At 63.4% G+C, this 17,597-nt stretch carries 20 protein-coding genes and 2 pseudogenes; 9 read left to right on the top strand and 13 right to left on the bottom strand.

What is annotated here, in order from left to right; all coding sequences use genetic code 11:
• Positions 1 to 2 precede the first annotated feature (2 nt).
• A complete protein-coding gene (locus AC1DYW_RS15070; protein WP_477226739.1) occupies positions 3 to 1,625 on the bottom strand; it encodes an ABC-F family ATP-binding cassette domain-containing protein in 1,623 nt (540 codons plus the stop codon).
• 255 nt (positions 1,626 to 1,880) lie between these two features.
• Between AC1DYW_RS15070 and AC1DYW_RS15065 the strand changes: the two genes are divergently transcribed.
• Positions 1,881 to 2,180, top strand: a complete 300-nt coding sequence (locus AC1DYW_RS15065) for a hypothetical protein (RefSeq protein WP_457150289.1) — start codon at positions 1,881 to 1,883, stop codon at positions 2,178 to 2,180.
• A gap of 308 nt (positions 2,181 to 2,488) precedes the next feature.
• On the opposite strand, the gene AC1DYW_RS15060 is transcribed toward AC1DYW_RS15065, so the two are convergent.
• The gene (locus tag AC1DYW_RS15060) at positions 2,489 to 3,187 is read right to left on the bottom strand and encodes an SDR family NAD(P)-dependent oxidoreductase (RefSeq protein WP_457150288.1); all 699 of its coding nucleotides are present in this window, start codon (positions 3,185 to 3,187) and stop codon (positions 2,489 to 2,491) included.
• A 161-nt stretch (positions 3,188 to 3,348) separates the two neighbouring features.
• Here AC1DYW_RS15060 and AC1DYW_RS15055 point away from each other — a divergent pair, with 161 nt between their 5' ends.
• Positions 3,349 to 3,978, top strand: coding sequence for a glutathione S-transferase family protein (locus tag AC1DYW_RS15055; protein ID WP_477226738.1), 630 nt, complete (start codon positions 3,349 to 3,351; stop codon positions 3,976 to 3,978).
• 140 nt (positions 3,979 to 4,118) lie between these two features.
• The gene (locus tag AC1DYW_RS15050; RefSeq protein WP_095091225.1) at positions 4,119 to 4,607 is read left to right on the top strand and encodes an RrF2 family transcriptional regulator; all 489 of its coding nucleotides are present in this window, start codon (positions 4,119 to 4,121) and stop codon (positions 4,605 to 4,607) included.
• 212 nt (positions 4,608 to 4,819) lie between these two features.
• On the opposite strand, the gene AC1DYW_RS15045 is transcribed toward AC1DYW_RS15050, so the two are convergent.
• The 3 genes and pseudogenes from AC1DYW_RS15045 to AC1DYW_RS15035 all read right to left on the bottom strand — a co-directional run bounded on the left by AC1DYW_RS15045 (position 4,820) and on the right by AC1DYW_RS15035 (position 6,597).
• Positions 4,820 to 5,239 carry a cupin domain-containing protein gene (locus AC1DYW_RS15045; RefSeq protein WP_477226737.1) on the bottom strand — a complete coding sequence of 140 codons (420 nt, stop codon included), beginning with the start codon at positions 5,237 to 5,239 and terminating at the stop codon, positions 4,820 to 4,822.
• A gap of 63 nt (positions 5,240 to 5,302) precedes the next feature.
• Positions 5,303 to 6,050: pseudogene (locus AC1DYW_RS15040) on the bottom strand (SDR family oxidoreductase).
• Positions 6,051 to 6,117: 67 nt separating this feature from the next.
• Positions 6,118 to 6,597, bottom strand: coding sequence for a carboxymuconolactone decarboxylase family protein (locus AC1DYW_RS15035; RefSeq protein ID WP_457152168.1), 480 nt, complete (start codon positions 6,595 to 6,597; stop codon positions 6,118 to 6,120).
• A gap of 104 nt (positions 6,598 to 6,701) precedes the next feature.
• Here AC1DYW_RS15035 and AC1DYW_RS15030 point away from each other — a divergent pair.
• A pseudogene (locus AC1DYW_RS15030) lies at positions 6,702 to 6,812 on the top strand (helix-turn-helix domain-containing protein); the annotation flags it as partial.
• A 139-nt stretch (positions 6,813 to 6,951) separates the two neighbouring features.
• Here the strand turns inward: AC1DYW_RS15030 and AC1DYW_RS15025 are convergent.
• A complete protein-coding gene (locus AC1DYW_RS15025; protein ID WP_457152170.1) occupies positions 6,952 to 7,551 on the bottom strand; it encodes a YdeI/OmpD-associated family protein in 600 nt (199 codons plus the stop codon).
• Between the two features lie 186 nt (positions 7,552 to 7,737).
• Here AC1DYW_RS15025 and AC1DYW_RS15020 point away from each other — a divergent pair, with 186 nt between their 5' ends.
• Together AC1DYW_RS15020 and AC1DYW_RS15015 are read left to right on the top strand one after the other, a co-directional pair.
• Positions 7,738 to 8,082: a VOC family protein gene (locus AC1DYW_RS15020; protein ID WP_457152167.1), complete on the top strand. Its 345-nt coding sequence runs from the start codon at positions 7,738 to 7,740 to the stop codon at positions 8,080 to 8,082.
• Positions 8,083 to 8,173: 91 nt separating this feature from the next.
• A complete protein-coding gene (locus tag AC1DYW_RS15015) occupies positions 8,174 to 8,785 on the top strand; it encodes a hypothetical protein (protein WP_457152166.1) in 612 nt (203 codons plus the stop codon).
• Positions 8,786 to 8,806: 21 nt separating this feature from the next.
• Here the strand turns inward: AC1DYW_RS15015 and AC1DYW_RS15010 are convergent, their stop codons facing one another.
• Positions 8,807 to 9,280, bottom strand: a complete 474-nt coding sequence (locus AC1DYW_RS15010) for a cupin domain-containing protein (RefSeq protein WP_477226736.1) — start codon at positions 9,278 to 9,280, stop codon at positions 8,807 to 8,809.
• Positions 9,281 to 9,345: 65 nt separating this feature from the next.
• Here AC1DYW_RS15010 and AC1DYW_RS15005 point away from each other — a divergent pair, with 65 nt between their 5' ends.
• Positions 9,346 to 9,807: a MarR family winged helix-turn-helix transcriptional regulator gene (locus AC1DYW_RS15005; RefSeq protein ID WP_477226735.1), complete on the top strand. Its 462-nt coding sequence runs from the start codon at positions 9,346 to 9,348 to the stop codon at positions 9,805 to 9,807.
• 59 nt (positions 9,808 to 9,866) lie between these two features.
• Here the strand turns inward: AC1DYW_RS15005 and AC1DYW_RS15000 are convergent, their stop codons facing one another.
• On the bottom strand, positions 9,867 to 10,772 hold the full coding sequence (locus tag AC1DYW_RS15000; RefSeq protein ID WP_095091217.1) for a S1C family serine protease: 906 nt from the start codon (positions 10,770 to 10,772) through the stop codon (positions 9,867 to 9,869).
• 241 nt (positions 10,773 to 11,013) lie between these two features.
• Here AC1DYW_RS15000 and yghU point away from each other — a divergent pair, with 241 nt between their 5' ends.
• Complete coding sequence (gene yghU / locus AC1DYW_RS14995; protein ID WP_477226734.1) at positions 11,014 to 11,880, top strand: glutathione-dependent disulfide-bond oxidoreductase; 867 nt, start codon at positions 11,014 to 11,016, stop codon at positions 11,878 to 11,880.
• A 122-nt stretch (positions 11,881 to 12,002) separates the two neighbouring features.
• On the opposite strand, the gene AC1DYW_RS14990 is transcribed toward yghU, so the two are convergent.
• Entirely contained in the window at positions 12,003 to 12,305 is a 303-nt protein-coding gene (locus AC1DYW_RS14990) for a DUF1236 domain-containing protein (protein ID WP_477226733.1), read from the bottom strand.
• Between the two features lie 871 nt (positions 12,306 to 13,176).
• Between AC1DYW_RS14990 and AC1DYW_RS14985 the strand changes: the two genes are divergently transcribed.
• A complete protein-coding gene (locus AC1DYW_RS14985) occupies positions 13,177 to 13,383 on the top strand; it encodes a hypothetical protein (protein WP_477226732.1) in 207 nt (68 codons plus the stop codon).
• A 379-nt stretch (positions 13,384 to 13,762) separates the two neighbouring features.
• Here the strand turns inward: AC1DYW_RS14985 and AC1DYW_RS14980 are convergent, their stop codons facing one another.
• The 4 genes from AC1DYW_RS14980 to AC1DYW_RS14965 form a co-directional block, all read right to left on the bottom strand.
• Entirely contained in the window at positions 13,763 to 14,314 is a 552-nt protein-coding gene (locus AC1DYW_RS14980; protein ID WP_477226731.1) for an isochorismatase family protein, read from the bottom strand.
• A 43-nt stretch (positions 14,315 to 14,357) separates the two neighbouring features.
• Positions 14,358 to 15,968, bottom strand: coding sequence for a WD40 repeat domain-containing protein (locus tag AC1DYW_RS14975; protein WP_477226730.1), 1,611 nt, complete (start codon positions 15,966 to 15,968; stop codon positions 14,358 to 14,360).
• A gap of 121 nt (positions 15,969 to 16,089) precedes the next feature.
• A complete protein-coding gene (locus AC1DYW_RS14970; protein WP_457152156.1) occupies positions 16,090 to 16,866 on the bottom strand; it encodes an exodeoxyribonuclease III in 777 nt (258 codons plus the stop codon).
• Positions 16,867 to 16,870: 4 nt separating this feature from the next.
• Positions 16,871 to 17,515: an alpha/beta hydrolase family protein gene (locus AC1DYW_RS14965; RefSeq protein WP_095091212.1), complete on the bottom strand. Its 645-nt coding sequence runs from the start codon at positions 17,513 to 17,515 to the stop codon at positions 16,871 to 16,873.
• Positions 17,516 to 17,597 lie beyond the last annotated feature (82 nt).

Raw genomic sequence — 17,597 nt, 5'->3', positions numbered from 1 at the left:
CCTTAGCTCCTGAGCCCCGGCGCTTCCTGCCCCGTCCGCTCGACATATTCGGTATAGCCACCGCCATAAGTGTGGATGCCTTCTGGCGTCAGTTCCAGCACGCGGTTGGAAAGCGCCGCCAGGAAATGCCGGTCGTGCGACACGAAGAGCATGGTGCCTTCATACTGCGAAAGCGCCGTGATCAGCATCTCCTTGGTGGCGATGTCGAGATGGTTGGTCGGCTCGTCGAGCACCAGCAGGTTGGGTGGGTCGAACAGCATCAGCGCCATCACCAGCCGCGCCTTCTCGCCGCCTGACAGCACCCGGCATTTCTTCTCGATTTCGTCGCCGGAAAAGCCGAAGCAGCCAGCGAGTGCCCTGAGCGGCGCCTGGCCGGCCTGCGGGAACGCGTCCTCGAGCGTCTGGAACACGGTGCGCTCGCCTTCCAGCAATTCCATGGCGTGTTGGGCGAAATAGCCCATCTTGACGCTTGGGCCGCGCGCCACGGTGCCGGCGTCGGGCTCGGACGCACCGGCGACCAGCTTCAACAGCGTCGACTTGCCGGCGCCGTTGACGCCCATGATGCACCAGCGCTCGCGGCGGCGGACCTGGAAATCGAGCCCCTCATAGATGCTGCGGCTGCCATAACCCTTATGGACGCTCTTCAGCGTCACGACATCCTCGCCACAGCGCGGCGCCGGCTGGAAGTCGAACGACACAGTCTGGCGGCGCTTGGGCGGCTCGACGCGGTCGATCTTGTCCAGCTTCTTCACCCGGCTCTGCACCTGGGCGGCGTGCGAGGCGCGCGCCTTGAAGCGCTCGATGAAGGCAATCTCCTTGGCCAGCATCGCCTGCTGGCGCTCGAACTGCGCCTGCTGCTGTTTGTCGGCGATCGCCCGCTGCTGCTGGTAGAATTCGTAATTGCCGGAATAGGCTGTCAATGAACCGGCGTCGATCTCGACCACCTTGTTGACGATGCGGTTCATGAACTCGCGGTCGTGCGAGGTCATCAGCAATGCGCCATCATAGTTCTTCAGGAAGGATTCCAGCCAGATCAGGCTTTCGAGGTCGAGATGGTTGCTCGGCTCGTCGAGCAGCATGGCGTCGGGCCGCATCAGAAGAATGCGGGCCAGAGCCACGCGCATCTTCCAGCCGCCGGAGAGTTTGCCGACATCGCCGTCCATCATCTCCTGGCTGAAACCCAGGCCATCGAGCACCTCGCGCGCGCGGCCGTCGAGCGCATAGCCATCGAGCTCCTCGAAACGGTGCTGCGCCTCGCCATATCTGGCGATGATGTCGTCCATCTGGTCGGCCTGGTCGGGGTCGGCCATGGCGGCCTCGAGTGCGGCCATCTCGGCCGCCACGTCGCTCACCGGCCCGGCGCCGTTCATCACTTCGGCCACCGCGCTGTGGCCTTCCATGTCGCCGACATCCTGGCTGAAATAACCGATGGTGACGCCACGATCGACCTGCACCTGGCCTTCGTCGGGCTGTTCCCGCCCGGTGATCATGCGAAACAGCGTCGTCTTGCCGGCGCCGTTGGGGCCGACGAGGCCGACCTTCTCGCCCTTCTGCAGCGCCGCCGACGCTTCGATGAAGACAAGCTGACGGCCATTCTGCTTGCTGATGCTTTCCAGTCTGATCATGCGATTTCCGGGGGCTTGGAACTTGGAAGGATTTTCCCCGGGGCCATACGCGATGGCGGGCGCCAGAGGAAGAGGCACAAGCGCCGCAGCGGCAACACTTCCCTCCTTCTTGTGGGAGAAGCCAAGACCGTCCCCGGACACAATCCAGAAACAAGATTCAACAGTTCGGAAAAACTGGCGAAAAGATTGGCTGGCATAAGCATCCCCGCTGCAGCCGGAATGGTCGCGGCACAACGCCAACGGATGTTACCGGCAATGCAACGAGGTTCTAACGGATGGACGGGTGCCCTGCTCGGCATGTCGCTTGCCGTCACCGCGATCGGACCGTCGGAAGCAAAAGCCGCCATCACCCGCAGCGAGCACTGCGACCGGCTCAGTCATCAACTCGACGAAGTCATCCAGACCAAAGCCGAGACAGCCGAGGTCGCCGAGGCAACGACACTGCAGAAGACAGCCATCCGCTTCTGTGCCGAGCGCAAGCAGGCGCAAGGCATCAGGACGCTGGCCAACGCTCTGGAGCTGCTTGGGGTGACGCCGGACGATGAGGCTGAGTGAGATCATATCTCAGGAAGCACAGCCACAAGCACACCGGCAACAAGCACTGCAAGGCTTATTGATAGCGCTTTCTTTCTGGCTTCCTCCCAGGAGAGGCCGCCACTCGCAAAAGCGAGGGCGGCTTTTTCTTGCGTGCAGTTTCGGCAAAAGTGCGGAACCGTCTTTCGCTGCAATTGTGTGAAACCAAGATGTTAGCGCAATTCAACGATTCAGATGTTGAAGTGCTTTGCGCGACACATCGATTGGAGCCGGCCGATCATTCCCGCGTTCGTACAGACCACCATCTCGCCTGGTCAGGGTACCATCCGTCACCACGGCAGCCTTTTGCCGTCGCGAAAGAAACCGCCGGTCGGCCCTTCGTCCGGCAAGGTCGCCGCCCAGACGATGCCCGCTGCTCCTTGCGCAACGGGGCGCCCGCCCGGCCCGCCCATGTCGGTGGCGACCCAGCCCGGGCAGACGGCGTTGACCAGGACGCCGGCGCCGCGCAGTTCAGCCGCCAGCACGCAGGTCAGCGCGTTGAGCGTCGCCTTCGATGTCGAATAGGCCGGCGCCCCCGCCCCCATCGAGGCCAGCGAACCACCCTCGGAAGAAACGTTAACCAGCCTGCCATGGCCACCGGCCTTGAGCAGCGGCGCGAAGGCGGACGCAGCCCGCCAGGCACCGAAGACATTGGTCTCGAACGCCTCGCGGATCACCGTCCAGTCCGGCAGCAAGGCCCGCGAACCGGCGTCGTAGTGGATCGCGGCGTTGTTGATCAGCACGTCGAGACGGCCGAACTGGCGCTCGACATCCGCCGCCGCCAATGCCGCAGCGTCGGGCGCCGCGACGTCGAACGCGATGGCCTCGACATGGCCATCGAGGCCTCGTGCCGCCGCTTCGCCTCTGGCGAGGTCGCGCACGCCGAGCAGAACGGTGAAGCCGAGCTTCGCCAACTGGCGCCCGGTCTCGAGCCCGATGCCGCGATTGGCGCCGGTAACCAGCGCGACCTTGCTGGATTGCGTGTTCATGTGCTGCTCCTGGGATGTCGATTGCTTCGGGAGAAAGATGGCACGAGCAGAAGTGATTTATTAGGTGGCCGGGATCGCAGTCTTCATGCGATGGCGTGCAGGAATCGGGTGGTGGCCGGGCGGCACGCCATGCGATGGTTGATCCATCACGAGGACCAGCCATGCTCACGCTTCATGATTATCTGCCATCGCAGAATGGCTGGAAGGTCCGGGTTCTGCTCGGGCTGCTCAATATCCCCTATGACAGTCGCAAGGTCTCGATTTTCGAGGGCGAGAGCCACACCGACGCCTTCCTTGAACTCAATCCTGCCGGTGCCGTACCGGTGCTCCAGCTCGAAGACGGCAGTGCCATCGCCGAATCCAATTCGATCCTGACTTACCTCGCCGAAGGGACGCCCCTTCTGCCGGCGGACCGCTATCAGCGCGCCAAAGTCATGCAGTGGCTGTTCTTCGAACAGTACAATGTCGAACCGGTCATCGGCTCGCTGCGCTTCTGGACCTTGACCGGACGCCTCGAGCGCAACCAGGGCATGGTTGCAGGCAAGCGCGAAGCCGGAGCCCGCACCCTCGCCGCCATGAACCGCAGCCTTGGCGACACCCCGTTTCTCGTCGGAAACGACTTCACGATCGCCGATATCGCTGTCTATGCCTACAGCCATCGCGCCGAGGATTGCGGCTTCTCGCTGGCGGACTATCCGGCGGTCATGGGGTGGATTGGCCGCGTGCGCGACGCCATCGGTCCCGGCTATCCGGTCCATCCCTACAGCATTGACCCGCATTCCGGGGCCTGAACGGCTTACCTCTTGCCCTGCGGACGATGCTGAAACCCCACTCAAGCGGGACCGGGAACCCGCCTGTTTACACCGCAGGAGAATAGGGATATTTTGTATCCTTAATAAAGCTCGGTCAGTATCGACCCCGGAATTCATCGATGATCCTGAAAAGCCAAGTCGAATGGGCGCTGCACTGCTGCGCCATTCTCGCAGGCCTGCCTGCCGGGCGCTATCTCTCGACAAAAGCGCTTGCCGAGTTCCACGGCCTTCCCAAGGAGTATCTCTCCAAGGCCCTGCAAAGCCTGTCGCAGGCGGGGCTGGTCCATACGACGCTGGGTCCGTCAGGTGGATATCGATTGGCGCGGACACCGGCTGAACTGACCTTCCTGGATATTGTCGAAGCGGTCGAGGGCAAGACGCCGACGTTCGTGTGCAACAACATCCGCGCAAACAACCCATGCCGTCCGCAGGACTATTGCGAAAGCAGCCCTTGCGCGGTGTCGCGCATCATGTGGGAAGCCGACGAGGCCTGGCGGGCAAAATTGCGCAGCGTCAAGCTTTCCGATCTCACCGAGGCCCTGGCGCAGGAGATTCCAGCCGAACTCTGGAAGAGCAGCTTTGAATGGGTGCTGGAGCGCGCCGGATGAATGGAAATGGCAGATCGTGACGGATGGCTAGTCCTTCTTACAGACAACAGGCGGGCCATCGGGCACCCTGAGGATGCCACGCGAAAATGCCGGCCACGGGAGCGTGGAGAGCACTGGGCGGTGATCACCCGACATTGACTCGCCGGCATGATTTCAGCCTACCGGCACGGCCGGACGCAAGGATGGGCGCCCGGCCTACTTGCCTGGTCGGCCTACTTCTTGACAGGATAGATCAGTTCCTTCTGGTTGGTGTCGACCACGAAGACTGCCAGTAGTTTTGCGGGCTTGGTCTTGCTGCCGTTCTCGCTCACACTGTGGCGATCGCCCGGCAATTCCGAAAAGCTCTCGCCGGCCTTGTAGACCTGGACCGGGCCGTCATTGACCTGGCTGCGGATGGAGCCTTCCAGAACCGTTGCATAGATGAAGGCGGAGGTCGGATGGGTGTGCGCTTCCGAGTGACCGCCGGGACCATATTCGACCAGAATGCCCTTGATGCTCTTGCCGGGGACATTCGGCAGTTCATGTTCATAGACGAGCGTGACTTTGGCGGCCTTCCCGCCTGTGTCCTCGGCTGCGGCCGGGCTTGCCAAGGCAGCCGTGACGATAAGGGCGGCAACGATTGATTTGATCATTTCGAAACTCCTTTCATGCGTTGAGTGGAACGCCGCCCCCGAAGCTGCGGCGCATCGTGACGGTCATTTCCGCGCCGAGGTGGCGAACCATTGCTCGAAGGTGATGCGGCCGAGACGGGGATTGTTGTCGGAGACGAGCGACGTGTCGTTCAGCCTCGCGCCGAAGTAGAGCGCATCCGGATCAGTCACGACCTTGCGAGGATCGCCGGCAGCCTTCAGGTAGCGGGCGACGAGCTCGCTCATTCGCACGCGCTCCGGACCGGAAATCTCGATCATGCCGTTGATCGGCGCGGCGAGCGCGACACCGGCCATGACGTCGGCGACGTCATCGGACGCGATGGGTTGTACATAGGCCGGCGACAGATGCACGGCGTCGCCGACCGTACCCGATTGGGCGATGCCAGCCAGGAACTCCATGAACTGCGTGGAATGAACGATCGTGTAGGGAATGCCGGAAGCCTTGATCAGCTCTTCCTGGGCGAGCTTGGCGCGGAAATAGCCGACGTCCTGCTTCGGTTCCGACGACCGAGAGCGCGATGTGATGCTTGACGCCGGCAGCCTTGTCCGCCGCGAGCAGGTTGCGGCCCGACGTCTCGAAGAATTTCATCGCGGCCTTGTCCTCGAAGGAGGGTGAGTTGGCGAGGTCGATCACGACCTCGGCGCCCGCGAGCGCTGCCTCCAGACCTTCGCCGGTGATGGTGTTGACACCGGTATTCGGGGAGGCGGCGATCACCTCACAGCCCTGCTTGCGCAGGCGTTCGACTGTCTTGGAACCGATGAGGCCGGTGCCCCCGATGATGACGATTTTCATAAGACTTCTCCGTTAGCGGCCGCCACGTCGAGCCGCATCGATTGATGGGTCTGCCAGAAGGACGGGGTTAGTTCAGGCCTGCCTTGTCGAGGCGGTAGAGTTTATCCGCAGAGCCGGGCACGGTCTTGAAGGCGACGTTGGCACGGTTCCAGGCGTTGATGGCCATGATCGAGAAGGTCAGGTCGGAGATTTCCTTTTCCGAAAGCTGCCCACGCACCCGCTCGTAGAGCTCGTCCGGAATACCGCCCTCGGGGAGCTTCGTGACGGCTTCAGTCCAGGCAAGGGCGGCGCGTTCACGAGGAATGAAAAGGTTCGATTCCCGCCAGATGGCGACATGGTAGAGCCGCAACTCGCTCTCGCCGTGGATCTTTGCTTCCTTGACATGCATGTCGAGGCAGAAGGCGCAGCCATTGATCTGGGACGCCCGGATATGGACCAGATCGCGGATCTTCTCTTCGATCACGCTGCGCGCCTCGGCCATGCTGAAGTCGAGAAACTTCTTGAATAGCTCAGGCGATTGTTGGGCGACGTTCAGGCGCTGTGTCACTGCTCTCTCCTTTTGAGGACATTTAATATCCTTAAGGATATATGATATCCATAATCCTGTAAAGCGCCTCCCGCCTGGGATGCGGGACATAAGGTTTATGTCGAATGGTATGGGTGAGAGTGGACATCGTATCGGGAGTGCGAACGTTCCCGCGAGTGGCGGAGACAGGGTCCTTCTCGGCGGCGGCGAATGACCTCGATCTGACGCAGCCGGCCTTAATCAGCGCCTTGATCGACTGCATGGCACCCGAAAGCCCGAGGCGGCCAATACCCACCGTGGCTGGAGTAATTCCAAGAAAGTGTGAAACGGGTGCGGCTACACGCAAAGCGCCGGCAGTCCGGCGCCTGAAAGGACTTACTTCTTGCCCTGCGGATGGATCGTCTCGCCGCGCTTCAGCATCGCGACGAAGGTCTCGATCTTCTTCTTGCGGCCAGCTTCGGTCTTCATGTTGTGGGTGCGGAAGGCAAGCGCGAAGCGGTTCTGTGCGCTGAGCTTTGCCAGCATCTCTTTCGCCTTGGGTTCGGCATCTATGGCTGCCTGCAGGTCATCGGGGATTTTCATCTCCTTGCCGCTGCCGTAGGCGCGCGCCCAGCGGCCGTCGGCCTTGGCTGCCTCGACCTGTCTCAGCCCATGCTCGGTCATGCGGCCCTCCTCGACCAGCCGCGCGACATTGTCGATGTTGATCAGGCTCCAGATGCTCTTCCTGCCGCGCGGCGTGTAGCGCTGCAGGAAACTGTTGTCGTCGAGCCCCTTGCGCACCGCGTCGATCCAGCCAAAGCACAGCACCACGTCGATGGCCTCTTTCGGCGTGATCGACTTCAGCCCCGACCCCACCTTGTGGACCTTGATCCACACCTCGGTTTCCGCGGCGTGGTGCTTGCCGAGCCAGGCGTGGAAGCTGGCCGCGTCCGGGAACTCCCTGACCTTGTCGGGATCGACCCAGACCGGCGCCATCAGCCGGCCTGCCCGTTCGTTCCGCATCACCGACATCTTGCCTCCAGCCAAACATCATCCGTCAACATCGTGACATGGGTCCCTGTCAGTTTTCGGCAGCAGCAAAACCTGCTGGCGGATGACGATGGAACGCACCACCCATCGCCGCGTTCCGGCTTCAGTGCAACCGCCGGATGGAGGTTCCCGATGACAATCCAGACCATTTTCGCCCATGTCAGCTGCGCCGACCTCGAAGCCAGCATCGGCTGGTATGCAAAGCTCTTCGGCAAGTCGCCGCTGCGCCGGCCGATGCCGGGCCTGGCCGAATGGCAGTTCAGCGACAGCGCTGAGGTGCAGCTCTTCGAGGACAGGGACAAGGCCGGCACCAGCACGCTGACGCTCGGCGTGCTGCCGCTGACGCCCGAGCGGCAGCGGCTGATGGATGCTGGCCTCGACCCTGGCCCGATCGAGGAAGCCGACGATTTCTACATCATGCGCCTGCGCGACCCCGACGGGAACCTGGTGGTGTTTGCGAGTGCGCAACTCGACTAGGGCGCCCCCGGGCCAAAATATTTTCCTCCACCCCGCTGTCGAAATCTCGCAGACCTGCGATGGTCCTGTTCCACACGCTTGGGAACGCATCATGAAATCTCTGCTCTTCGCCCTGGCGATGCTGTTGCCCACAGCTGCCCTCGGCGAACCGATCGACACCCTGAAAATCATCACGGCGGTGACCGGCGACTTCAACGGCGACGGCGCCGTCGACCTTGCCATGGTCGTCGAGACCCAGCCCGGCAATCCGATGGACATCCACTTCTTCCTCAGGGACAAGGAGCACAATTACCTCAAGCCCGTCGAAATCGTGCACGAGCAGATCCTCGGCGAATGGAACGGTTACGACCGGCCGGGCTACGAAAATTCAGACACCGAGCCGGAACTGACGATGCTGCCGAACGGGTCGATCAAGTTCTATCTGCCGGCGATGCCGATCGGCGGCCAGCGGACCAACATGACGCTGACCATCGCCTGGCGCAACGGTGCCTTCATCGTCGCCGGTTTTGCCTATGACTACGAGGACTTCCAGCAGGATAATGTCGCCAGCGCCTGTGAGTACAACGTGCTGACCGGCAAGGGCACCAGCAGCAAGACGCAGCCTGACGGCAGCTCGAAGCACGGGACCGTCTCGGTGGAAGGCCGAACCGTCGCCTTCAAGGACTGGAACCCGGGTGCTGATTTCAGCGCTTGCGACGGGTGACCGGCGTTTCTTCGACCGGCTTCACGTCGGTGGCGGCGCTGCCGGCGTCAATCCGTGCCGGCGCATGATGTCCATCATTTTGAGCTTGTCGGGCGGGCCGCCGGCGGCAGCATTGAGCACCGCAAAGGCCTCGCGAAAATAGTCCGGGCCGATCGCCGCCGGCGTGATGACGCAAAGCGCCTTGGCATCCCTGGTGCCATTGTTGTCAAACCGGTGTACGGCGCCGCGTGGAATGCATAGCGCCTCCCCTGGCCCGACCTCGATCGCCTTGCCGTCGACGGTCCAGGTCAACACTCCGTCGACGCCGTAGATCGTCTCTTCGTAGTGGTCGTGGCTGTGCGCCGGCGCCGGCAGCCGCTGCGCGCCGGGCACCATCAGTTCGAAGGCGGCGACGCTGCCATTCGAATTGTCGCCTGACACCAGGAAGCGAACCGACAGCCCCTTGGTACCGATGGTTTCGTTGGCTGGATTGACCTGAAGATCCAAGGCTGGCATTGCACAAGCTCCCCGAGTAAATTACATTTACCGCATATGAGTAAACTCAATTTACCGAATCGTCAATGGCCACATCCGCTGAAGTTCTGCAGACCAAGACCGAGGACCTGCTGATCGGCGCGCTGCTGCGCGTGCCGGCGCAGGCGATCCAGCGCCGGCTGATCAAGGAACTCAACGCCGCCGGCTTCGACGAATTGCGCCTGCCGCATATGGCGGTGCTGCAGTTTCCCGGGCCGGACGGCGCGCGCCCGGGCTCCATCGCCGAGCGCGCAGGCATGAGCAAGCAGGCCATCAACCAGTTGCTCAGCAGTCTCGAAGGTTACGGTTATCTCATGCGCTCCGACATTCCGGGCGAAGGCAGTGCGCGCGTGGTGCGGTCCACCGAACGCGGACACGCCGCCTTCTGGAAAATGGTCGATATCCTGCGCGACATCGAGGAAGAGTGGCGCACCGAGCTCGGACCGGAACGCTTTGCCCAGCTGAAGGCGCTGTTGTTTGTCGTCTGGGACAGCCCGCTGGCGCGCTGAGCGGCCGACTGGGAGCAAGGAACCCGGCCGATGCCTGGAGCAAGGAACCCGGCCGATGCCTACTGCAGCTGCGGCTTCTTGAGGAAACTGCCGCGGTCGGCCGATTTGACGCGCAGCCAGGTTTCGCGGCCGTCGCGCAGCACACGCATCGGGATCTCCGCGCCGGCCGAGCCGCTCTCCCACAGCTTGCGATAGAAATCAGCCAGCCCATCGACCGCGCCGTCACGGATGTCGGAGATGATGTCGCCCTGCCGCAGGCCGGCTTTGGCGGCCGGGCCGCCTTCGGTAACGCTCATCACCACCACCTTGCCGTCGCTTTCGGCCGACAAGGCGCCGAGCCACGGGCGCGGCGGCCTGGCCACATGGCCGCGCGTCAGGAGATCGTCGAGAATGGGCGGCAACAGGTCGATCGGCACCACCATGTTGATGTCGGCGACCTCGCCGTTGCGGCTCATCTGCAGGCGCAGCGAACCGATGCCGAGCAGCGAGCCGTCGGCGCCGAACAGCCCGGCACCACCCCAGGACGGGTGCGCGGGCGCGATGAAGATCGCCTCGTCGAGCAGATACTCCCAATAGCCGGCGAATTCCTGCTTGGTGACGATCCTGGCCTGCACCGACTGGCCGACGCCGTCGGCCAGCACCACGGCGTCGCCGATCCTGGCCTTGCCGGCATCGCCCAGCGCCACCGCCGGCAGGCCGAGCGGCGCCAGCGCCTGCACCAGGCCGAAGCCCGATTCCTGGTCATAGGCAAGCGCGTGCGCCGGGATGACGCGGCCGTCATGACTGGTCAGCCAGACCTCTTCCGCTTCGGTGATGAGATAGCCGATGGTCAGCACCAGCCCGTCGTTGCGGATGACGACACCGCTGCCTTCCCTGAGCGTGCCAAGGGCACCCGCCGTAAAGGCATCCTCCGGAACGGTGGCCCGCACGGCAACGACCGAGCGCGGATTGGGATTGATGGTCATGCTGTCATTCCTGGATAGGTGATAATTCTATAGGTATGCCGCAAGAGAGATGGTGCAAGGGGTGAGAAGCGGTTCGCGCGGCCACTGGCATGATGAATTCGCTTCGCGATCCGGCTGATCACCCCACCAGGGGAAGGGAAAACGGAGCCTCCGTCAACAATAGTTCAACGCAAGTTGAACTTCCCCCTCTGAAACCCTAGTTGTAGGGCGACCTGCCCATCCTTCCCCACGAGGCCCCGAGATGACCGACTACACCCCGCCGAAAGTATGGACCTGGAGCAAGGCGAATGGCGGCGCCTTTGCCAGCATCAACCGGCCGATCGCCGGGCCGACGCACGACAAGGACCTGCCAGTCGGCAAGCACCCGCTGCAGCTCTATTCGCTGGCGACGCCGAACGGCGTCAAGGTGACCGTCATGCTGGAGGAACTTGTGGCGCGCGGCCACAAGGGCGCCGAATATGATGCCTGGCTGATCCGCATCAACGATGGCGACCAGTTCGGCAGCGGCTTCGTCGAGGTCAATCCCAATTCAAAGATTCCCGCCTTGATGGACCGCAGCGGCAAGACCCCGGTGCGCATCTTCGAATCCGGCTCGATCCTCGTCTATCTCGCCGAAAAATTTGGCGAATTCCTGCCGACCGAACAGCCGGCCCGCGCCGAGGTGCTGTCCTGGCTATTCTGGCAGATGGGTTCGGCACCTTATCTGGGCGGCGGCTTCGGCCATTTCTACGCCTATGCGCCGGAGAAGTTCGAATATGCCATCGACCGCTTCTCGATGGAGGTGAAGCGCCAGATGGACGTGCTCGACCGTCGGCTGGCCGAGTCCGAATATCTCGGTGGCAAGGACTACAGCATCGCCGACATGGCGGTTTGGCCCTGGTATGGCGGGCTGGCGCTCGGCCGCATGTACAATGATTCCGGCGAGTTTCTGTCCGTGCAGGAGTATAAGCACGTTCAGCGCTGGGCCAAGGCGATCGACGCACGCCCGGCGGTCAAGCGCGGCCGCATGGTCAACCGCGCCTTCGGTGAACCCGCCATGCAGCTGCATGAGCGCCACGACGCCCGCGACTTTGAGACGAACACGCAGGACAAGCTGGCCGCCGAATAGGCCACGGCAAAGCCTGCCTCAAAGGAAAGCCCGCCACCGACGCGAATGTCTGGTGACGGGCTCCTCCCAAGACAACCCAACGCGGGCAATCCCGGTGTGTCGGCCTATGCGTCGGGCCCCACTCAGTGCAGGACTTCGACGATCTGGCGTGTCTCTGGATCGACCAGAACGGTCTGGTCATTGATCACGGCGACGCGATATTTGACGTCGGGCACCTGACGCAATTCGACCGTGTCGGGCACCGACGAGCCGAGCTTGAGTTCGACGCCCAGCAGGTTCACCGACGCAAGCGGCTCCTTCTTGATGTATTGGCGAACGACCGTCTCCTGCTCAGGCTGGACGACGACGACGTTTTCCGCCATCGCCACGCCAATGCCGCCCATCAGGACGATCGCGGCCGCAGCACTCGAAAGATAATGTTTCATCATAGCCTCCATTGTATTCATCGGAACTCCGCCCTGGATGAAAACTCCGCCGCCACCGTGAGGTTCCATTTCAACTCCCGAATTGAAAGCATCACGAAAACGACCTGATATTGGCGCTTGTTGATCCAGCTATTGGTCTAAGAGGCACAAAAGCTTCCGGAGTTCGTAGATAAATTATGAAGATCGGTGCTGAATCGCATACAGAACTGCCAACAGCTACACGGGTCACCGGAGAACGCCCCATGGCATGGGCTTCAAAGGTCGTCGCCACCGGCGCTGGATCGGCCTCAATATTTTCATTGCCTAGCCAACGTAGAGCGCACCGTGTCGTTCCAGCCGCCTTTCTTGTTTTCGCCGAAAGCTCCGACACGAAAGAGGCCCGCCTTGCTGGGAGCAAAGCGGGCCTTAGACGGTGTGGCCGGAGGTGGCAGTCCTCACAGGTCACACTCTAAACGCGAAGCGCCGGCGCTTGGTTCCAGCCTTGGAATACTGCGCCCCCGTGGCGGCGGTGGTGGCGGCCGTTGCCGCGCTGTGCCTGTGACGTCAGGGCTGCCAGCGCGGGCCATTTTTGGTGCCGCGATTGCGGCGAAGACGCTTGGCCGGCTAAGTTTTTTCCCGATCCCGACCACGCGAAACGACCGCGTCATTATATCGCGTTTGACTAAAATACCGGAACGTCCAATGCACATTGCCGGAACCGAACAGGGCCCCTCGGACCTTTGCGGCTAGCACCTAAGACCTTGGTCCTAGGCGAAAACGCAAACGGCCGATGTGGCCCGGATTGACGTCCGGAGAAGGGAACATCTCGCTTTGGCTGTCGTTTGTCGCGATATCGCCGGCGCCGCCGGATCCATATCGGGAGGACAGAACGATGCCGCATCGATCCACCGTCGTCAAAACAGGCAACGGCCCGGTCACGGCGATTGCCGTGCTGATGGTGGGATTGATGGCGGTGGGGATGGTGTTTCTCGTCCTGGGCGGCGCGCTCTACCTCAACGAGCAGCCGTCGGATCAACGTGCGCTGTCGTCCCTTCCCGCCCGATCGATTCAGGCGACCGATCGCAACGCGGCAAACTGATCGGACTGCGCGCTCGGCGGAACATCCAGCCGCCCTTTCGAATCGACAGCGACCCGCCGGCCAGTTTGGCGTTGAGGAAAATCGTCCGATGCGGCGAAAGAGAAACTGTTTCGCGCCGTGATGACCAGGACGCCGAATCTGCACTTTAGTCCCGGCCTATTCCGCTTTCGCGGAAGTGTCGGCCGGCGGGCGATGTGCAATGATGTCAATGCGGCGGTACGAGCCGCCCTGGTTGACGCGGGCGCCCGAGCCATCCCAACAATGCGCCCCCCCGTCCGCGTCGACCACGGCAGGCCCTTGGCGGTCTCGTCCGGTCCGCGGTGCTGGACAAGTTGTCGCGCGAAGTGACGATCAGCCTGCCGCCAAATTCCTTACAGCTTCAGCCGCCGACCAGTGCCTTCGTCGTGACCAGATTGACGCCGGCTTCGGCGAATTCATCGTTGTGGCGGGTGATGATATGCCGGGCGCTCTCACTGGCGCTGTCCAATGTGCTGTGCGCATCGGAGACCACGGTGACGCCAAGCCCTCTGGCCATCGCGCCCTTGACGGTAGCAGCCACGCAAAAATCGGTCTGAGCGCCCAGCAGCACGACAGCACCGGCGCCCTGCCCGGCTACCCATTCGCCAAGGGCTGCATTACTGAAGGCATTGCCGACGCTCTTGGCGAAAGTCGGCTCGTCCACGGCCTGGCCGAGAGCGGGCCACACCGGCCAACCCGGTTCACCCGGCGCCAGCGGATCGCCCGCCGGTCCGTCATGCCTGACAAAGGCGACCTTGCGCCCGCCGCGCCTCGCCCAGTCGATCACCGCCCGGGCACGCTCGGCAATGGCTGACGCCTCATGGATCGGCGGCTCGTGCACGCCGTCGAACATGCCGGTCTGAAGGTCGATCACGATGAGCGGCGCTGTGTCCGCGAGGCTGGATGCTGACATGGTTTTTTACATAGCACGGCGGGCAAGGTGATCAAGATTCCATTCACCCCGGCGCCCCTGCAAACAGCACCACGCCGTCGCCGCCTGCGGCCGGCCAGTCGCGGATGGTACGGTCGTAGCCGCCGGTCAGCACCGTGCCGTCGGCGGCGAAGGCCACCGCATAGATCGGGCCGGTCTGGCTGTCGAACATGGCGACCTGATTGCCGGTTTCCATGTCCCACAGGCGCGCCGTGCCGTCGAGCGAACCGGAGACCAGGCGCTTGCCGTCGGCCGACAGCGCCAACGTGTAGACGGTGCCCTCATGGCCATCGAAGCGGCGCACTTCGCGGCCGCTGTCGAGGTCCCAGAGCTTGATCGTGTAGTCGCCGCTGCCGGTGATTAGATGATGGCCGTCGGCGGTGAACACGGCGCCATAGGTGCCTTGCTCATGCCCATGCCAGCTGCGCAGCTGCTTGCCGCTGTCGATGTCCCAGAGTTTGAGCGTGCCATCGATGCTGCCCGAGACGGCGCGAGTGCCGTCGGGCGAGACGGCGACAGCGCTGACCGACCAGTCGTGCCCGCTCATCACATGCAGCACGGTGCCCTTTTCTAGGTCCCAGACGATGACGTTGCCGGTCTCGTGGCCGGTCACGGCACGCTTGCCGTCCGGGCTGATCGCCAGCTTGTTCACACCGCCATTCTCGCCCGCCGAAAAGACATGCAGCACAGCGCCGTCGGAAAGGTTCCGCTGCACCATCTCGCCGTCGTCGCCGGCGGTCAGCGCGCTGACGCCATCGGGCATGAACAGCGCCGTGCGCACCATATCCTTGTGGGCGCCGAGGGTGCGGATCAGATGCTTGCCGGCGATGTCCCAGAGCTTGATCGTGTGGTCGGTGGAAGCGCTCATGATCGAGTGCCCGTCGGTCGCCACGGCCAGCCAGACGACAGCGTCGCGATGACCCTCGGGCTCGGTCGGCAGCGGTGGCGGAGGTGGGGGCAGAGGCGCGACGGTCGGTGGCGGGATCACAGCGACCTCCGGCGGTGCCGGAACGGGCGTAGGCGGCGTTGGCGGCGCGAACGCGGGCGGAGTCAGCGGCTCTAGGGCCGCGGGCGGGTTGACCGCTTCCGGTGGTGGGGCGGGCGGAGATGGCGCCGGCGGCGTGGCTGCCGGTGGAACTGCCGGTTCCTGGACCGGCGGCGCACTGGCGACGTCCTGCCCCTTCGGCTCGGCAGGCTTGGGTTCATTCTGCTTGGGTTCGTTGGGCTTGGGTTCGCCGGGCTGGCTGGCAATTTCGCCACCGCGATCATGCCAGGGGCCGAACCGGTCGACGGCCAGCACCGCAAGCACAACCAATGGCAGGGCGAGAAACACCTTGCGCAGGCCGGGCCTGCCGGTGTCTTGCACTTCCGCCGCACGGCCGAACAGCGGCGCGCCGGCCTGATGGTTCGGGCGCCCCGGCAGACGACCTGCCCAGAACAGCAGAGCGTCAATCAGGCAAGCGAGTGCCGCCACCACCAATGCGGCCAACCGGATGGAGGCGGAAGCCTCGGCGGAAGGCGAGACACCGCGCCAGACGACGACTGCATCGCCAAGCACCAGCCAGGCGCGCCAGACGCAAGCCACGGCCACCACCAGCAGGATGATTGCAATCAGCCTGTCGACGACTCTGTTCATCGGCCCCCCTCGGCACCATCGCAGGCTTCGCCCCACGCCGCAAAGTTCAGTTCACGAGATTACCAGTGGAAAAGGTGTTCGCAAAATGGCGCATGCGAAAGCGGCGGCGTCGAGGTTCCCATCAAGCTGACCTGAGCTCCACCCAGACCGGCGCATGGTCGCTGGCGCCGTCTTGCCCGCGCACCTCGCGGTCGATGCCGGCGGCGGTGAGACGGCGCGACAGTGTCTTCGACAGCAGGATATGGTCGAGCCTGAGCCCCGCGTCGCGCGGCCAGCGGTTTCGGCGATAATCCCAGAACGTATAGAGCGTCTCCTTCGGGTGCTTCTTGCGCAGCGCGTCGGTCCAACCCTGCTCGATCAGGCGCTCGAAGGACGCCCGGCTTTCCGGCTGCACCAGCGCGTTGTCGTCATAGGAGCGGGTGGCGTAGATGTCGCGCGGCTCGGGCACGATGTTGTAGTCGCCGGCCAGCACCACCGGTAGGCCGGTGTCCAACAGCTGCTCGGCGTGTGCCTCCAGCCGTTTATGCCAGGCGAGCTTGTAGGCGAATTTCGGGCCGGGCTGAGGGTTGCCGTTCGGCGCATAAAGGCAAGCGATGACGATGCCGTCCACCGCCGCCTCGATGTAGCGGCTCTGCTTGTCGGCATCGTCGCCAGGCAGCGCATCGCGGGTCAGCACCGGTTCCGAGCCCCGCGCCAGGATGGCGACGCCGTTCCAGGTCGGCTCGCCCTTCCACACCGCGCCATAGCCCGCCGCGGCCAATGCCGAACGCGGAAACTGCGTGTCGCGCGCCTTCAGTTCCTGCAGGCACACGACATCAGGCTTTGCCGTCGCCAGCCATGCCAGCAGGTTCTCCAGCCGGCTGTTGACGTTGTTGATGTTGAAGGAGGCGATTTTCATCGGCTCAGGAAACGATCCGGCCCGTCCACGCCTTCACAGCCTCGGCCAGCGTCTTCAAATGTTCGGCCGCCGAAAATCCTGAAACGCTCTTGCGCGGTTTGAGATCATGGTCGCCATCCTCCAGCCAAACGATTTCGATCTGGTCGGAAAGCGCGTAAGTCGCGACCTCGTCCTGCGTCCCGAACTCGTCACGTGTGCCCTGGAAGATCAGCGTCGGCGTCTTCAGGTTGGCGAGATGTTTGGTCCGCAATTGCTCGGGCTTGGCCGGCGGATGAAAGGGATAGCCGAGGCACAGCAGGCCCGATATCTCGCCCTTGGCAAACATCTCGTCGGCGACCATCGAGGCGACGCGCCCGCCCATCGACTTGCCGCCGATGATGAGTGGGCCGGTTACGCCCTTCGTCCTGAGGTCGGCGATCGCCTTGACATATTCCGGGTTCACCGTCTCGGCCCGCGGCGGCGGCTTGCGATGCCCGTAGCGGCGGGCTGCCATGTAGTGGAATTCGAAGCGCGCGACCTGGAAGCCAGTCGCCGCCAGCGACTTGGCGGTGGCCGTCATCGAGGGAGAATCCATCGACGCGCCGGCGCCATGCGCGAGCAGGATGGCGACGGGGGCGGTCTCGGGGCCGTCGAAGAGGAAGGTGGTCATAGGGCGGCCTTCCCCGAGAGGTCGTGTTCCGTCCAACCCCCCTCTGTCCTGCCGGACATCTCCCCCGCAAGGGGGGAGATCG

The organism is Mesorhizobium sp. P2_D5 (assembly GCF_056404355.1).
Note: the sequence above shows the minus strand (reverse complement) of the source record. Positions and strands in the feature narration are given on the sequence as shown.

Bases quoted from the DNA above. Each gene is read 5' to 3' on its own strand.
- AC1DYW_RS15015 (WP_457152166.1), top strand. From the start codon at position 8,174: ATGAAATCTCTGCTCTTCGCCCTGGCGATGCTGTTGCCCACAGCTGCC.
- yghU (WP_477226734.1), top strand. From the start codon at position 11,014: ATGACCGACTACACCCCGCCGAAAGTATGGACCTGGAGCAAGGCGAAT.
- AC1DYW_RS14985 (WP_477226732.1), top strand. From the start codon at position 13,177: ATGCCGCATCGATCCACCGTCGTCAAAACAGGCAACGGCCCGGTCACG.
- AC1DYW_RS15025 (WP_457152170.1), bottom strand. From the start codon at position 7,551: ATGGCGCCGGTCTGGGTCGATCCCGACAAGGTCAGGGAGTTCCCGGAC.
- AC1DYW_RS15020 (WP_457152167.1), top strand. From the start codon at position 7,738: ATGACAATCCAGACCATTTTCGCCCATGTCAGCTGCGCCGACCTCGAA.
- AC1DYW_RS15000 (WP_095091217.1), bottom strand. From the start codon at position 10,772: ATGACCATCAATCCCAATCCGCGCTCGGTCGTTGCCGTGCGGGCCACC.
- AC1DYW_RS15060 (WP_457150288.1), bottom strand. From the start codon at position 3,187: ATGAACACGCAATCCAGCAAGGTCGCGCTGGTTACCGGCGCCAATCGC.
- AC1DYW_RS15005 (WP_477226735.1), top strand. From the start codon at position 9,346: ATGGCCACATCCGCTGAAGTTCTGCAGACCAAGACCGAGGACCTGCTG.
- AC1DYW_RS15045 (WP_477226737.1), bottom strand. From the start codon at position 5,239: ATGATCAAATCAATCGTTGCCGCCCTTATCGTCACGGCTGCCTTGGCA.
- AC1DYW_RS14975 (WP_477226730.1), bottom strand. From the start codon at position 15,968: ATGAACAGAGTCGTCGACAGGCTGATTGCAATCATCCTGCTGGTGGTG.
- AC1DYW_RS15070 (WP_477226739.1), bottom strand. From the start codon at position 1,625: ATGATCAGACTGGAAAGCATCAGCAAGCAGAATGGCCGTCAGCTTGTC.
- AC1DYW_RS14980 (WP_477226731.1), bottom strand. From the start codon at position 14,314: ATGTCAGCATCCAGCCTCGCGGACACAGCGCCGCTCATCGTGATCGAC.
- AC1DYW_RS14965 (WP_095091212.1), bottom strand. From the start codon at position 17,515: ATGACCACCTTCCTCTTCGACGGCCCCGAGACCGCCCCCGTCGCCATC.
- AC1DYW_RS14990 (WP_477226733.1), bottom strand. From the start codon at position 12,305: ATGAAACATTATCTTTCGAGTGCTGCGGCCGCGATCGTCCTGATGGGC.
- AC1DYW_RS15050 (WP_095091225.1), top strand. From the start codon at position 4,119: ATGATCCTGAAAAGCCAAGTCGAATGGGCGCTGCACTGCTGCGCCATT.
- AC1DYW_RS14970 (WP_457152156.1), bottom strand. From the start codon at position 16,866: ATGAAAATCGCCTCCTTCAACATCAACAACGTCAACAGCCGGCTGGAG.
- AC1DYW_RS15055 (WP_477226738.1), top strand. From the start codon at position 3,349: ATGCTCACGCTTCATGATTATCTGCCATCGCAGAATGGCTGGAAGGTC.
- AC1DYW_RS15065 (WP_457150289.1), top strand. From the start codon at position 1,881: ATGCAACGAGGTTCTAACGGATGGACGGGTGCCCTGCTCGGCATGTCG.
- AC1DYW_RS15010 (WP_477226736.1), bottom strand. From the start codon at position 9,280: ATGCCAGCCTTGGATCTTCAGGTCAATCCAGCCAACGAAACCATCGGT.